Origin of the sequence: Streptomyces cellostaticus, from assembly GCF_001513965.1 — a bacterium.
In the GTDB taxonomy this organism is placed as follows: domain Bacteria; phylum Actinomycetota; class Actinomycetes; order Streptomycetales; family Streptomycetaceae; genus Streptomyces; species Streptomyces cellostaticus.
The window spans coordinates 89,564-103,525 of sequence record NZ_KQ948042.1; the positions used below are offsets into that span (position 1 = coordinate 89,564).

The following is a 13,962-nucleotide window of genomic DNA, read 5'->3' on the forward strand; positions in this document are numbered from 1 at the left end:
CGGCGCGCGAGCAGTCCCACGCGCCCGTTGCACGCAACCTCACCGGCACCGGCCACCGCCTCCAGGGCGTGCACCGGTGACGTCGCCGGCCCGAGGTGCCGCCTAGAGGTCGGCCCTGGCCGTCGCCAGCAGCTCCTCCGCGTGTGCGCGGGCCGTCTCCGAGTCCTCCTGGCCGGCCAGCATCCGGGACAGCTCACGGACGCGCTCCTCGCCCTCCAGCGCCTTCACGCCGGAGCGGGTGACCGAGCCGTCGTTGGTCTTCTCGACCAGCAGCTGCCGGTCGGCGAAGGCGGCGACCTGCGGAAGGTGGGTGACGACCACGACCTGCGCGGTCTTGGCGAGCTTCGCCAGGCGCCGCCCGATCTCCACCGCGGCCTTGCCGCCGACACCGGCGTCGACCTCGTCGAACAGGTACGTCGGCACGGGGTCCGTCCCCGCGAACACCACCTCCACGGCCAGCATCACGCGGGACAGCTCACCACCGGAGGCGCCCTTGGCGATGGGCCGCGGCGGGGCGCCCGGGTGCGGGGCGAGCAGCAGCTCGACCTCGTCCACGCCCGAGGGCCCGTACCCGACCGTGCGCCCGCCGACCTCGACGCCCTCCGGGTCCTCGGTCTGCCGGATGTCGAAGGACACGCGCGCGTGGGGCATCGCCAGCGAGGCCAGTTCCGCGGTCACGGCGGCGGCGAACCGCTCGGCGGCCTCCGTCCGCGCGTCCGTCAACGCCTGTGCCAGTCCGCCCAGCTCGGTGCGCAGCGCGTCCCGCTCGGCGGTCAGCTCCCCGATCCGCTCGTCGTCGCCGTCCAGCTCGGTCAGACGCGCGGCGCTCAGTTCGGCCCAGGCGAGGACGGCGTTGATGTCGTCCCCGTACTTCCGCGTGAGGGTGTTGAGCGCGGCCCTGCGCTCCTCCACCGCGGCCAGCCGCAGCGGATCGGCGTCCAGGTCGTCGGCGTACCCCGCCAGCTCACCGGCCACGTCACCGAGCAGGATCCCGATCTCACCGATCCGGTCGGCGAGGGAGGAGAGGGCCGGATCGTGCGAGCGGACGGCCTCCAGGGCCCGGTGGGCGCCCGCGACGAGGGTCGAGGCGTCGATCCCCTCGGGGTCCTCGGGATTGCCCGCGAGAGCCGCGTGCGCGACGGTGGCGGCGGACGACAGCGCCTCGGCGTGCCCCAGCCGCTCCGCCTCCTCGGCCAGCTCCACGTCCTCCCCGGCCCGCGGTTCCACGGCGGCGATCTCGTCGAGCCCGTAGCGCAGCAGGTCGGCTTCCTGGGCGCGCTCACGCGCGCGCGTGACGATCTCCTCCAGCTCGGTGGAGACGGCCCGCAGCCGCCGGTAGGCCTCGGTGTACTTGGCGAGCGGCACGGCGACCGTGTCCCCGGCGTACCGGTCGAGCGCCTGCCGCTGCCGGGACAGCTTCAGGAGCCCCTGCTGGTCGGTCTGCCCGTGCACGGCCACCAGGTCGTCGGCCAGCTCCGCCAGCAGCCCCACGGGCACGCTGCGTCCGCCCAGGTGCGCCCGCGAGCGGCCCTCGGCTGAAACGGTACGGCTGATCAGCAGGGCACCGTCGTCCAGCTCGGCCCCGGCCTCCTCGGCACGTACGAGGGCGGCGGCGTCCCCGGGGACGGCGATCCGCCCCTCCACGACCGCCTTCTCGGCCCCGATCCGCACGAGCGCCGGGTCCGCCCGCCCTCCGAGCAGCAGCCCCAGACTGGTGACCACCATGGTCTTGCCCGCACCCGTCTCACCGGTGACGGCGGTGAACCCGGGCGACAACTCGACGACCGCGTCGTCGATGACTCCGAGCGACCGTATCCGCATCTCCTCCAACACGGACAAGACCTTACGAGGTCGGGGGGCAGGAGTGCGACGTGCCCCGGCACGGTTGTGTGAAGGTGCAGGTGACGAATGCGGATCGGTCTCGCATTGTCACCCGGGCGAGTGCAGCGGACTGAGTACGGCGTCCTCAGTGCAGTCCCTTGAGGAGGGCGACGCCGTCGGGTACGCCCCAGCCGGTGACGGCGTCGTACCCCTCCTTCACCGGGTAGCCGACCGCCGGGGGGTGGGAGGCGTTGTCGTGGCCCCTGGCGATGTCGCGGCAGGCGACCTCGCCGAGCGGGCGGCCGTTGGTGCCGCTGTCGTAGAGCAACGGCGTGAGGAAGCGCTGCTGCTTTTCCGCCGGGAGCAGGGCGTCGATACGGGCGACGAGGGAGGCCCACACCGGGGCGGAGGCACTGGTGCCGCCGGCGGGTGACGGATCGCCCAGGAAGATCAGGTCGTATCCCGGACGGCCGGCGAGTGCGGCGACATCCGGCACGACCCTCCCCTGGATGCTGCCCGCGTTCACGGAGTCCACATGGATCTGCTGCTGCCAGTCCGGGCGGCCGAACTTGTCGGAGACGCCGCCTCCGCTCGCACCCCCGCCGTCGCTCAGGGTCCGGTGGCCGGGCGCATCCCACCAGGACACTTCCCGGCCGGACGTGTCGATCAGCGTCCCGCCGACACTCAGCACGAAGGGACTGGTGCTCGGGAAGTCGACATGGGCCCGGCCGTCCACCATCTGGTCTCCCGAACCGTCGTCGCCGGAAGCGACACAGACCGTGATGCCCAGTTCCGCCGCGCCCTCAAGGCGCTTGTTGATCTGGTTGAGGGCGGTGTGCGTCCAGTTGAGATCGTCCTCGGCAAGGCCCCAGCTGACCGACAGGGTCACCGGCTTGTCCGCGATGACCTGGTCGAGCAGCTCGATCCAGCCCCTCTGGTCGAACGCGGCGAAATAGACAGAGATCTCGGCTGCCGGACAGAGACCGGCGACGATCTCCACGTCCATCATCACTTCGCCTGCCGCCTCGAGCGCGAACTTCTGGTCCGAAGGCGGCAACTGCTTGACTTCCTGCAGCGTCCTCGGTGGATCGAAGTCCAGGGGCACGATCTCGACCTGCGGCGGCTGAAGGTTGTGCGCGGCACAGAAGGCCTGCAGATCGGCGTCGAAGTAGCAGCCGCCGAACTCGGCGATCGCGATCTTCTGTCCGTCTCCGTCGCCGGCCGGGAAGTTGTACTGCCGCTCGATGTCGGCCGGCGTGAACGACCCCTGGAAGCCCGAGCCGCCGGCATCCCTGCGTCGGGACACCTGCCGCTGGTCCAGTCCGAAGACGCCGGTCACCTTTCCCTCGAGGCCTGCCGGGATGTGCAGCTCGCCCTCGCGGCCGCGGAACTCGCCGTGCTCGGGGCTGTGGTAGATGCCAAGGTTCGCTTTGAAGGCGGCGTTCATCGCGGACACGGGACCGGTTGCCACGATGCTCCCCGGTTCGAGCCGGACCTCGTCGACCGTGAGGCCGTACCGTTCCAGAGCGGCCTTCGTCTCCGCGGCGTCCTGGCGTCGCTCGTCCGGGATCGCATCGGCGGGGGCCACCTTCCCGCGCAGGGTGAGAGTCACCTTCACCGGGTCCTGCGGGTGCGCGTCCCTCAGCCGGGTCGCGCCGGCCATGGCCGGCCGGGCACTCCCGGTCAGCGCCACATGCTGCTCGCTCATCTTGGTCTCCTTGATGGCGGCATGCCGCTAGCCGGGCCTACCGCCTCGGGCCTGAACTGTTCACAGGCAGATATAGCCCGATATTGCCGGGAACATATGCCGAAGGTGTTCGGGCCACCCGGACAGGGCATCGCCTGCCCGGGATGGAGTAGAAGCGAGCGACGGCTCAGTGCGGCGCCCCCCGCCACCCGGAAACGGGCAACGCGAACTTGGCGACCAGCCGATCCGTGAACGAAGCATGATGCAACCGGGCCAGCCGCACGGGCACGGCTCCCCGCCGGACCTCCACCCGCGCCCCGGGCGGCAGCTCGACGGTCCGCCGCCCGTCACACCACAGGACCCCCGGCGGAATATGAGGCAGCACCTCCACGGCCAGCACGGAATCCGGCGAAGTGACCAACGGCTTCGCGAACAGCGCATGCGCACTGATCGGCACCATCAGCAGCGCCTCCACCTCGGGCCACACCACCGGCCCCCCGGCCGAGAACGCATACGCGGTGGACCCGGTGGGCGTGGACAGGACGATCCCGTCGCACCCGAACCCCGTCACCGGGCGCCCGTCGATCTCCAGCACGACTTCCAGCAGCTTCTCGGCGCCGGCCTTCTGCACGGCCGCCTCGTTCAGCGCCCAGTCCGTGTGCACGATGTCCCCGTTGCGGTGCACGACGACATCGACGGTCATCCGCTCCTCGACCTCGTACGACCGCGCCACCACCCGGTCGACCACCCGGTCGAGGTCGTCCCGTTCGGCCTCCGCGAGGAATCCGACGCGCCCGAGGTTGACACCGAGCATCGGTACCCCGGACGCCCGGGCGAACTCCGCGCCGCGCAGCAGCGTGCCGTCGCCGCCGAGCACGATCAGCAGTTCGCAGCTGTCCAGGCACTGCGGTGTCGCCTCCTTGACGAGTTCCACCTCGTCGGGCAACGGCAGGTCGCGCGCCTCCTCCTCCAGCACCCGCACCCCGATGCCGGACCGCAGCAGCCCCTTGACCACCAGCTCAGCGCTGCGGATCGCCGCGGGCCGCCCGGTGTGGGCGAGCAGGAAAACAGTACGCGCTCGGTTCTGTGTCAACGCGGCCCCTCCGCCACTGCACGGTCAACATCGGCCGGGTCCAGTTCGGGGGCGCCGGCCCGCAGCCAGAGAAAGTACTCGACATTGCCCGAGGGCCCGGGCAGCGGACTGGCGGTGACTCCACGCACCCCGAGCCCCAGCTCCCAGGCCTTCTCGGCCACCCCGCGCACGGCCTCCGCCCGCAGCTGCGGACTCCGTACGACACCCCCGCTGCCAAGCCGTTCCTTCCCCACTTCGAACTGCGGCTTGACCATCATCACCAGGTCGGCGTCCGGCTTCACACACCGCTTCAGGGCGGGCAGCACCAGCCCGAGCGGGATGAAGGACAGATCACCCACGACAAGATCCACAGGTTCCCCATCGATCGCCTCAAGCGTCAACTCGCGTACGTTCGTACGGTCCTTGACGGTGACGCGTTCATCGTTCTGGAGAGACCAGGCGAGTTGGCCGTATCCGACGTCCACGGCGACGACCTGCGCGGCGCCCGCGCGCAGCAGGACGTCGGTGAAGCCGCCGGTGGACGCGCCGGCGTCCAGCGCGCGCCGGCCCTCGACGACGAGCCCCTGCGGTACGAACACCTCCAGCGCGCCGGCGAGCTTGTGGCCGCCCCGGGAGACGTAGTCCGGGTCGCTGTCGTCGGACTGGACCACGATCGCCACCGCGGTCTCCACCTGCGTGGCCGGTTTGGTCGCCACGGTCTTGCCGACGGTGACCCGCCCGGCGGCGATCAGCTGGCTGGCGTGCTCGCGCGAACGCGCAAGCTTCCGGCGGACCAGCTCCGCGTCCAGACGACGGCGTGCGACTCCTGCCACGTTCGGTTCAGCTCCTGCTCTCGTACTGCCGTGGGGGCGCCGGAGGTCCCGGGCGGGCGTCGAGCGCGGTGAGCGCGTCGCGCAGCCCCCTGTGTACATCCTCGTACACCTCGACGTGCCCGTCGGTGGCGAGGTGGTCGGTGTCGGCCAGCCGCTCCAGCTGGGCGTCGACCTCGGCGTTGCCGGTGGGGGTGCGGGGGACGTTCAAGGGGGCCGGGGAGGCGGGATCGTACTCGGGCTCGGCCGCTGTGACGATCTCGGCCTCGGACACGGACTCGCTCATGCCCAGACGCTACCCCGAACCGCTGGGGTACCGTCGTGCGCGATGGCCACGATCGAGGAGTGCCGCGCCGCACTGGGAAAGCTCTCGGACACCATGCAGGGCGCCGAGGGCGACGTCCGCGCGGCCGCCGCCCTGGACCGGTCGGTGAGCTGCCACATCACCGACCTCGATGTCACCTTCGCCGGCCGGCTGACCGGCGGCCGGATCGAGGTGGACGAGACCCACCCGGGGCGACCGCGCGAGAAGGCGCAGATCAGGCTCGCCTTGGCCGGCGACGACCTGGTGACCCTGGTGGGCGGCGAGCTGAACTTCGCGACCGCCTGGGGCTCGGGCCGGGTGCGGCTGGAGGCGAGCCTGCTGGACCTGTTCCGGCTCAGGAAGCTGCTGTGAGCCTGGCCTTGCGCGCGGCCGGCACCACCAGCGGAGTCCCCGTCTCCGGATCGTCGATGATCTGACAGCGCAGCCCGAAGACCTCCTCCACCAGCTCGGCCGTCACGATGTCGTTCGGGGCGCCCTCGGCGATCACCCGGCCGCCGCGCAGGGCGACGAGGTGAGTGGCGTACCGGGCGGCGTGGTTGAGGTCGTGCAGGACGGCGACCAGGGTGCGGCCCTGGGTCTCGTGCAGCTCCGCGCACAGGTCGAGGACGTCGATCTGGTGCTGGATGTCCAGGTAGGTGGTCGGCTCGTCCAGGAGCAGCAGCGGGGTCTGCTGGGCGAGCGCCATGGCGATCCACACGCGCTGGCGCTGGCCGCCGGACAGCTCGTCCACATACCGGTCGGCGAGTTCGGCGACGCCGGTCTGCGCCATGGACTCCTGCACGACCCGCTCGTCCTCGGCGGACCACTGCCGCAGGATGCCCTGGTGCGGGTAGCGGCCGCGGCCCACGAGGTCGGCGACCGTGATCCCGTCGGGTGCGATGGACGACTGCGGCAGCAGGCCGAGGGTGCGGGCGACCTTCTTCGCGGGCATGGACTGGATGACCTGCCCGTCGAGCAGCACCCGGCCCTGGCTGGGCTTGAGCATCCGTGACAGGGCCCGCAGGAGCGTCGACTTGCCGCACGCGTTCGGGCCGACGATCACCGTGAAGGAGTTGTCGGGGATCTCCACCGACAACTGCTCGGCGATGACGCGCTGGTCGTAGGCGAGGGTGACGTTCTCGGCGGACAGGCGGTTCACAGTGCTCCTTCGGGTGTTCTGGTTCGCCGAGCCGCTCGCGTCCGGCTTGGTCGAGGTGCTCATATCCGGCCCGCCCTGCGCTCGGTGACCAGCAGCCACAGCAGATAGCCGCCGCCGAGGACGCCGGTGACCACGCCCACGGGCAGCTGGTCGGCACCGAAGGCGCGCTGCGAGGCCCAGTCGGCGGTGACCAGCAGGGTGGCGCCCATGCAGAGGGAGGGCACCAGATTCGGCCCGGGCGAGCGGGTCAGGCGCCGGGCGAGCTGCGGCGCGGTGAGCGCCACGAAGCTGACGGGTCCGGCGGCTGCGGTGGCGGTCGCGGTGAGCAGGACGGCGCAGACCATCAGCACCAGCCGTACACGCTGTACGCGCACACCGAGGGCGTTCGCGACGTCGTCGCCCATCTCCATCATCCTCAGGCCCCGCGCGCCCGCGAGGACGAGCGGGACGAGGACGGCGCACAGCCACAGCAGCGGCCAGACCTGCTCCCAGTCCCGGCCGTTGAGGGATCCGGTCATCCACACCACCGCGCGGGCCGCGTCGACCAGGTCCGCCTTGGTGAGCAGGTAGCCGTTGACGGCCGTGACGATCGCGGAGACGCCGATGCCGACCAGGACCAGCCGGTATCCGTGCACGCCCTGCTTCCAGGCGAGGAGATAGATGGCGAGTCCGGTCACCAGGCCGCCGATCAGCGCGCCGACGGTGACCTGGGTGGCGCTGCCGGACATCAGCACGATCACGACCAGCGCGCCCGCCGTCGAGCCCTGCGAGAGGCCCAGCACGTCCGGGCTGCCCAGCGGATTGCGCGAGACCGCCTGGAACAACGCGCCGCCGAGGCCCAGCGAGGCGCCGACCAGCAGGCCGACCAGGACGCGCGGCAGGCGCAGCTCGTTGACGATGAAGTCCTGGTACGCGGTGCCGTTTCCGGCCAGCGTCTCGAGAACGTCGGATGCCGGGATCTTCGCGTCGCCGGTGCCGATCAGCGCCACACCGGCGGCGAGCGCGGCGGCCAGCAGCAGGACGACGACGATCAGCGCGCGCACGTCCAGGCGCAGGGAGAGCCCGCCGGGGGTGCGTACGGCACGGCTCCTGGAGAGTGTCTTCACAGCTGGGCCGTCCTCCGCCGTCGTACGAGAAAGATGAAGACCGGGCCGCCGATGATCGCGGTGACGATGCCGACCTGGAGTTCCGAGGGGCGGGCGACGACCCGGCCGACGACGTCGGCGCCGAGCAGCAGCACGGGCGACAGGACCGTCGCGTACGGCAGGATCCAGCGCAGGTCGGGGCCGGTGAAGGAGCGCACGACGTGCGGGACCATCAGGCCGACGAACACGATCGGACCGCAGGCGGCGGTCGCGGCACCGCACAGCACGGTGGCGGCCAGCATGGCCAGCGCCCGGGTGCGGCCCAGGTGGGCGCCGAGGGCGCGGGCGGTGTCGTCGCCCATCGCCACGGCGTTCAGCGGCCGGGCCAGCGCCAGCGCGAGGACCGTGCCGACCGCGAGGAACGGCAGCACCTGCACGATCGTCGCGTTGGTGGCCGAGGCCAGCGAACCCACCGTCCAGAAGCGCATCTTGCCCAGCGCCGCATCGTCCATGATCATCACGGCCTGGAGATAGCCGTACAGCGCGGCGCTGATCGCCGTACCGGCGAGCGCCAGCCGCACCGGTGTGGCACCCCGGCTGCCGCCGAGGAACCAGACCAGCGCACCGACCGCCGCCGCGCCGCCGAAGGCGAACCACACATAGCCGGTGAGGCTGGTGACGCCGAAGTAGGTGATGGCCGTCACGACGGCGGCGGAGGCACCCGCGTTGATGCCGAGCAGCCCGGGATCGGCCAGCGGATTGCGGGTGAGTGCCTGGAGCACGGCCCCGGACAGGCCGAGCGCGGCACCGGCCAGCAGACCAAGGACCGTGCGCGAGAGCCGCTCGTCGACGACGACATCGCCGTACGTCCCCGTGCCGTGGAACAGGCCGTGCCAGACCTGGTCCAGCGACAGCGCTTTCGCGCCGATCGCGATGCTCGCCAGGGCGACGAGCACCAGGATCACGACGGAGGCGAGGAGCCCAAGGGCCCGCACCGCCCGGCGGGTTGGGGGCGCGGGGGCGGTCTCCGCGCGCTGTTCCGGAGGACTGTCGACCAACACGAGGTTAGGTTAGCCTACCCTCGCATGCGATTTCGATCCGCGGGCTGCCGAGAAGTCAGAGCCCGAGCCGCGCCAGCGCCTTGCCTCCGTCCAGCTCGCAGGAACCGTCCCCGGCCGCCGTCCAGGCCGCCGCGCACAGCGCCCGCAGCCCGTCGAACGTCTCGCCGTCGCCCTCCAGCTCCAGCCGGTCGGGCCCGGCGGTCGCCGTCCAGCCCCCGCAGCGGAAGCCGTCACCCTCCCGGGTGATCTCCGGCTGACCGGTGAGCAGCCCGCGCAGATCGGCATCCACGTACGTCGGCCGGTGGTGCGGCGGCGCGGCGAGCAGCTGGGGGCCGTCGGTGACACCGGTCAGCACCAGCAGCGAGTCCACGCCACCGTTGAACGCGCCCTCGATGTCCGTGTCCAGCCGGTCCCCGACCACCAACGGCCGCCTCGCGCCCGTGCGCAGGATCGTCTCCCGGTGCATCGGCGGCAGCGGCTTTCCCGCCACCTGAGGCTCGGCGCCGGTCGCGATCCGTACGACCTCCACGGCCGCCCCGTTGCCCGGTGCGATGCCCCGCCCGCTGGGAATCGTCAGGTCGGTGTTGGACGCGAACCACGGCACCCCCCGCGCCACGGCGTACGACGCCTCCGCGAACCGTCCCCACGGCAGATCGGGCCCGCCGTACCCCTGCACCACCGCTGCCGGATCGTCGTCCGCCGACTCCACCGGCGTCAGGCCGCGCTCGCGCAGCGCCACCCGAAGCCCTTCACCACCGATCACCAGCACCCGCGCGCCGGCCGGCACCTGCTCGCTGATCAGCCGCGCGACCGCCTGCGCGGAGGTGATGACATCGGCCGCCCCCGTCGGTATGCCCAGCTCCGTCAGGTGCTCCGCCACCACGTCCGGCGTCCGCAGCGCGTTGTTGGTGACGTAGGCCAGATGCATCCCGCCCGCGCGCGCGTGGGCCAGCGAGTCGACGGCGTGCACGATCGCGTTCCCGCCCGCGTACACCACCCCGTCCAGATCGAGCAGCGCCGTGTCGTACGCCTCGCTCAGGGGCTGCCCACTGCCCTCGGGCCTCGTCCTGACGCCGTGGCTCATTCCGCATCGCTCCTCGTTCGACCCTGTTTCCCCCGATCATCCCCCACGCCACTGACACACGTACGATGCCGGGATGAAGACTGCAGGTCACTCGGAAGCAACGGCGCGCCGAGGCCTGGAACTCACCCCGTTCCGAGGCCTTCGCTACGACCCCGACCGGGTCGGCAGCCTGGCCTCCGTCACCTCTCCGCCGTACGACGTCGTCGTACGCCCCGACGGGGTGCACCACCTCCAGTCGGCCGACCCGCACAACATCGTCCGGCTGATCCTGCCCCAGAACGGCACTCCCAGCGCCCGCAACGAACAGGCGGCCGACACCCTGCGCCGCTGGCTCGCCGAGGGCATCCTGACCGCCGACCCCGACCCCGCCCTGTACGTGTACGAACAGCGGGACGGCAACGGCATGCTCCAGCGCGGCGTCATCGGCGCACTGCGCGTGTCGGAGCCGTCGGAGGGCGTGGTGCTGCCGCACGAGGACGTCATGCCCCCGGTGGTCGCCGACCGCGCGGCCCTGATGCGCGCCACCCGCGCCAACCTGGAGCCCCTGCTGCTCACCTACCACGGCAACGGCACGGCGGCCGAGGTGGTCGAGCGCACCGTGGAGCAGCCCCCGCTGCTGGCCACCACCACCGAGGACGGCTTCCACCACAGCCTGTGGTCGGTCACCGACCCCGCCGACGTCACCCTCATCCAGTCCGACCTGGCCAACCACCAGGCCCTCATCGCCGACGGCCACCACCGCTGGGCCACCTACCGGCGGCTGCGCGCCGAGCACCCCTCCCCCAGCGCCTGGGACCACGGCCTGGTCCTCCTGGTCGACACCGCCCGCTATCCCCTGCGCGTCCGCGCCATCCACCGCCTGCTGCACGGCCTGCCGGTCGCGGACGCACTGGCGGCCCTGGACGGACTGTTCCGGGTACGACGCCTCGACGCACCGCTGCCCGAAGCGTTGGAGGTGCTGGCGGACGCGGCCTGCTCGGGCAACGCCTTCCTGCTGGCCGGCGACGGCGCCTTCCATCTGATCGACCGCCCGGATCCGGACCTGCTGGCCCGGACGATCCCCGCGGACCGCCCGGCCGCCTGGCGCTCCCTGGACGCCACCGTCCTGCACGCCACGCTCCTCGACCACGTCTGGCACATCCCCGAGGACTCCCCGGCCCACATCGCCTATATCCACGACACCGCGGCCACGGTCGCGAAGGCGGAGCGCGACGGCGGTACGGCCGTCCTGTTGCATCCGGTCCGCGAGGAGGTCGTACGCGATCTGGCCCGTCAGGGCGTGACGATGCCCCGCAAGTCGACGTCGTTCGGCCCGAAGCCGGCCTCGGGGCTGGTGCTGCGGGCGCTGGAGATCTGAGCCCGGCCCGAGCCCGGGCATGCGAAAGGGCGGGACCGATGGGGTCCCGCCCTTTGTCACGTGGTCACCGTCATGGTCACCATGCCCCGGTCACCGGCTCGCGTCAGTCCTTGTCTTCCTGCGCGGGCGCGTCCGTGGAGTCGGCGCTCTCTTCGCGCTCGGTCTCGGTCTCGGCGTCGGTCTCGGCGTCGGTCTCGGCGTCGGTCTCGGCGTCGGTCTCGGTCACGCCCTCGGTCTCGTCCAGGGCGTCGACGAACTCCACGCCGTCCAGCTCGGCGAGCCGGTCGGAGGCGTCCGTGCTGCCGTCCCGGTCCGCCTCGACGGCCTTGGCGAACCACTCACGCGCCTCGCTCTCCCGACCGGCGGCCAGCAGGGCGTCGGCGTAGGCGTAGCGCAGGCGCGCGGTCCACGGCTGGACGGAGTTGGAGGCCAGCTCGGGGCTCTGCAGCGTCACGATGGCCGCGTCCAGCTGCCCCATGTCACGCCGGGCACCGGCCGCGACGAGCCGCATCTCGACCTGCCCGGCCTTGTCCAGCTTGTGCACTTCGGGAGCGCCGGCCATGTCCAGCGCCTTCTCCGGCCGCCCGAGTCCACGCTCGCAGTCGGCCATCACCGGCCACAGGTCCACGGTGCCGCTCATGCGCCGCGCGGCCCGGAACTCGGCGAGGGCCTCGCTGTACTTCTGGCTGGCGTACGCGGCGAACCCGGCGGCCTCGCGTACGGCAGCCACACGGGACGCCAGGCGCAGGGCCACCCTGGAGTAGCCGTACGCGCCCTCGGGGTCCTCGTCGATGAGCCGGGCGACCATCACCAGGTTCTTGGCAACGTCCTCCGCGAGCGTCTTGGGCAGGCTCTGCAGCTCCTGCCGTACGTCCTTGTCGATCTCGTCGCCGGTGACGTCCTCCGGGATCGGCAGCCGCTTGATCGGCTCACGGTCCCGGTCACGATCACGGTCCCGGTCACGCTCGTCGCGGAAGCGGCCACCACCACGCCGATCGTCCCGGCCACGGAAGCCACCGCCCGGGCGTCCGCCGCGGTCGTCGCGCCGGTCGTCACGGCGGAAGTCGGGACGCTCGCCGCCACGGCGGAACCCGGGACGGTCACCCTCACGGCGGTCGTCCCGGCGGTCGTCACGGCGGTCATCGCGGCCACGGAAACCACCGCGGTCACCGCGGAAGTCACCTCGGTTGTCATCCCGACGGAAGCCGCCACGCTCACCGCGGTCGCCACGCTCGCCGCCGCGACGGTCGTCACGCCGGTCGTCACGGCGGTCGTCCCTGCGGAAGTCGGGGCGCTCGCCGCCGCGCCGGTCGTCACGCCGGTCATCGCGCCGGTCGTCCCTGCGGAAGTCGGGGCGCTCGCCGCCACGGCGGTCGTCACGCCGGTCATCACGGCGGTCGTCCCTGCGGAAGTCGGGGCGCTCGCCGCCACGGCGGTCGTCACGCCGGTCATCACGGCGGTCGTCCCTGCGGAAGTCGGGGCGCTCGCCGCCGCGACGGTCGTCACGCCGGTCATCGCGCCGGTCGTCACGACGGAAGTCGGAGCGCTCGCCGCCACGGCGGAACCCGGGACGGTCACCCTCACGGCGGTCATCCCGGCGGTCATCGCGGCCACGGAAACCACCGCGGTCACCGCGGAAGTCACCTCGGTTGTCATCCCGACGGAAGCCGCCACGCTCACCGCGGTCGTCGCGCCGGCCGTAGCTGCCACGGTCGTCACGGCCCCGGAAACCACCCCGGTCGCCGCGCTCGCCGCGGTCGCGGTCGTCACGACGGGCGAAACCGCCACGGTCGCCGCCGCGCTCGTCGTCGCGACGGAATCCACGGCGGTCGTCGTCGCGCCGCTCGCCCCGCTCACCACGGGAATCGCGGTCGTCACGGCGGAAGGAGGGTCGGTCGTCACGGCGGAAGCCACGGTCACCACGGTCACTGCGGTCGTCGCGCCGGCCGTAGCTGCCACGGTCGTCACGGCCCCGGAAACCACCGCGGTCGCCGCGCTCGCCGCGGTCGCGGTCGTCACGACGGCCGTAGCCCCCACGGTCGCCTCCGCGGCTGCCGCCGCGGTCGTTCCCACGGTCGCTGCCACGGCCCGGGCCGCCGCGGTAGCCGCCACGGTCACCGCGGTCACCACTGTCCCGTCGCCGCTGGTCGCGCTCCGGTCGGTCCTCGGGCGAGTTGGTGGACATGGGTGACTCCTGTCTTCGGTACCACAAGCATTGTAAAAACAAAAGGACCCCTGGTCCCAGCTGAACGCTGGGACCAGGGGTCCTCCAAAGATTGTTCGGCGGCGTCCTACTCTCCCACAGGGTCCCCCCTGCAGTACCATCGGCGCTGTGAGGCTTAGCTTCCGGGTTCGGAATGTAACCGGGCGTTTCCCTCACGCTATGACCACCGAAACCCTAATGGTTTCGAGCGAACAAGCACACTCTTCAATTGTGTGTTCAGCTCTTAGCCGGCAACGGTTCGTTGCCTCAGAACATACACAGTGGACGCGAGCATCAAT

General features: G+C 71.9%; 12 protein-coding genes and 1 rRNA gene. 2 read left to right on the top strand and 11 right to left on the bottom strand.

What is annotated here, in order from left to right; all coding sequences use genetic code 11:
- Window positions 1–102 precede the first annotated feature (102 nt).
- The 5 genes from recN to AQI88_RS35295 form a co-directional block, all read right to left on the bottom strand.
- The gene (gene recN / locus AQI88_RS35275) at window positions 103–1,821 is read right to left on the bottom strand and encodes a DNA repair protein RecN (RefSeq protein WP_067007545.1); all 1,719 of its coding nucleotides are present in this window, start codon (window positions 1,819–1,821) and stop codon (window positions 103–105) included.
- A gap of 145 nt (window positions 1,822–1,966) precedes the next feature.
- A complete protein-coding gene (locus AQI88_RS35280; RefSeq protein WP_067007548.1) occupies window positions 1,967–3,529 on the bottom strand; it encodes a S53 family peptidase in 1,563 nt (520 codons plus the stop codon).
- Between the two features lie 166 nt (window positions 3,530–3,695).
- The gene (locus AQI88_RS35285) at window positions 3,696–4,601 is read right to left on the bottom strand and encodes an NAD kinase (protein ID WP_067007551.1); all 906 of its coding nucleotides are present in this window, start codon (window positions 4,599–4,601) and stop codon (window positions 3,696–3,698) included.
- Window positions 4,598–5,413 carry a TlyA family RNA methyltransferase gene (locus AQI88_RS35290; protein WP_067007555.1) on the bottom strand — a complete coding sequence of 272 codons (816 nt, stop codon included), beginning with the start codon at window positions 5,411–5,413 and terminating at the stop codon, window positions 4,598–4,600. The genes AQI88_RS35285 and AQI88_RS35290 overlap by 4 nt, the downstream gene beginning before the upstream one ends.
- A gap of 7 nt (window positions 5,414–5,420) precedes the next feature.
- Complete coding sequence (locus tag AQI88_RS35295; protein WP_067007558.1) at window positions 5,421–5,696, bottom strand: hypothetical protein; 276 nt, start codon at window positions 5,694–5,696, stop codon at window positions 5,421–5,423.
- A gap of 42 nt (window positions 5,697–5,738) precedes the next feature.
- On the opposite strand from AQI88_RS35295, the gene AQI88_RS35300 reads away from it, so the two are divergent.
- Window positions 5,739–6,086 (top strand): sterol-binding protein, encoded by a 348-nt coding sequence (locus AQI88_RS35300; protein ID WP_067007561.1) that lies wholly within the window; start codon window positions 5,739–5,741, stop codon window positions 6,084–6,086.
- Here the strand turns inward: AQI88_RS35300 and AQI88_RS35305 are convergent.
- The 4 genes from AQI88_RS35305 to AQI88_RS35320 are packed head-to-tail and all read right to left on the bottom strand — an operon-like array spanning window position 6,070 to window position 10,103.
- Window positions 6,070–6,936, bottom strand: coding sequence for an ABC transporter ATP-binding protein (locus tag AQI88_RS35305; protein WP_079058000.1), 867 nt, complete (start codon window positions 6,934–6,936; stop codon window positions 6,070–6,072). The two genes, AQI88_RS35300 and AQI88_RS35305, sit on opposite strands and share 17 nt — an antisense overlap.
- The gene (locus AQI88_RS35310) at window positions 6,933–7,979 is read right to left on the bottom strand and encodes a FecCD family ABC transporter permease (protein WP_067007567.1); all 1,047 of its coding nucleotides are present in this window, start codon (window positions 7,977–7,979) and stop codon (window positions 6,933–6,935) included. The genes AQI88_RS35305 and AQI88_RS35310 overlap by 4 nt, the downstream gene beginning before the upstream one ends.
- Window positions 7,976–9,019, bottom strand: coding sequence for a FecCD family ABC transporter permease (locus AQI88_RS35315; protein WP_067007571.1), 1,044 nt, complete (start codon window positions 9,017–9,019; stop codon window positions 7,976–7,978). Before AQI88_RS35315 ends, AQI88_RS35310 begins: the two co-directional genes overlap by 4 nt.
- A 55-nt stretch (window positions 9,020–9,074) precedes the next feature.
- The gene (locus tag AQI88_RS35320) at window positions 9,075–10,103 is read right to left on the bottom strand and encodes an HAD hydrolase-like protein (protein WP_067007574.1); all 1,029 of its coding nucleotides are present in this window, start codon (window positions 10,101–10,103) and stop codon (window positions 9,075–9,077) included.
- A 73-nt stretch (window positions 10,104–10,176) separates the two neighbouring features.
- On the opposite strand from AQI88_RS35320, the gene AQI88_RS35325 reads away from it, so the two are divergent.
- The gene (locus AQI88_RS35325; protein WP_067007578.1) at window positions 10,177–11,460 is read left to right on the top strand and encodes a DUF1015 domain-containing protein; all 1,284 of its coding nucleotides are present in this window, start codon (window positions 10,177–10,179) and stop codon (window positions 11,458–11,460) included.
- Window positions 11,461–11,563: 103 nt separating this feature from the next.
- Here AQI88_RS35325 and AQI88_RS47160 read toward each other — a convergent pair whose 3' ends face one another.
- Entirely contained in the window at window positions 11,564–12,376 is an 813-nt protein-coding gene (locus AQI88_RS47160) for a tetratricopeptide repeat protein (RefSeq protein ID WP_208615989.1), read from the bottom strand.
- A gap of 1,362 nt (window positions 12,377–13,738) precedes the next feature.
- Window positions 13,739–13,855: ribosomal RNA gene (rrf, locus tag AQI88_RS35340) — 5S ribosomal RNA — on the bottom strand.
- Window positions 13,856–13,962 lie beyond the last annotated feature (107 nt).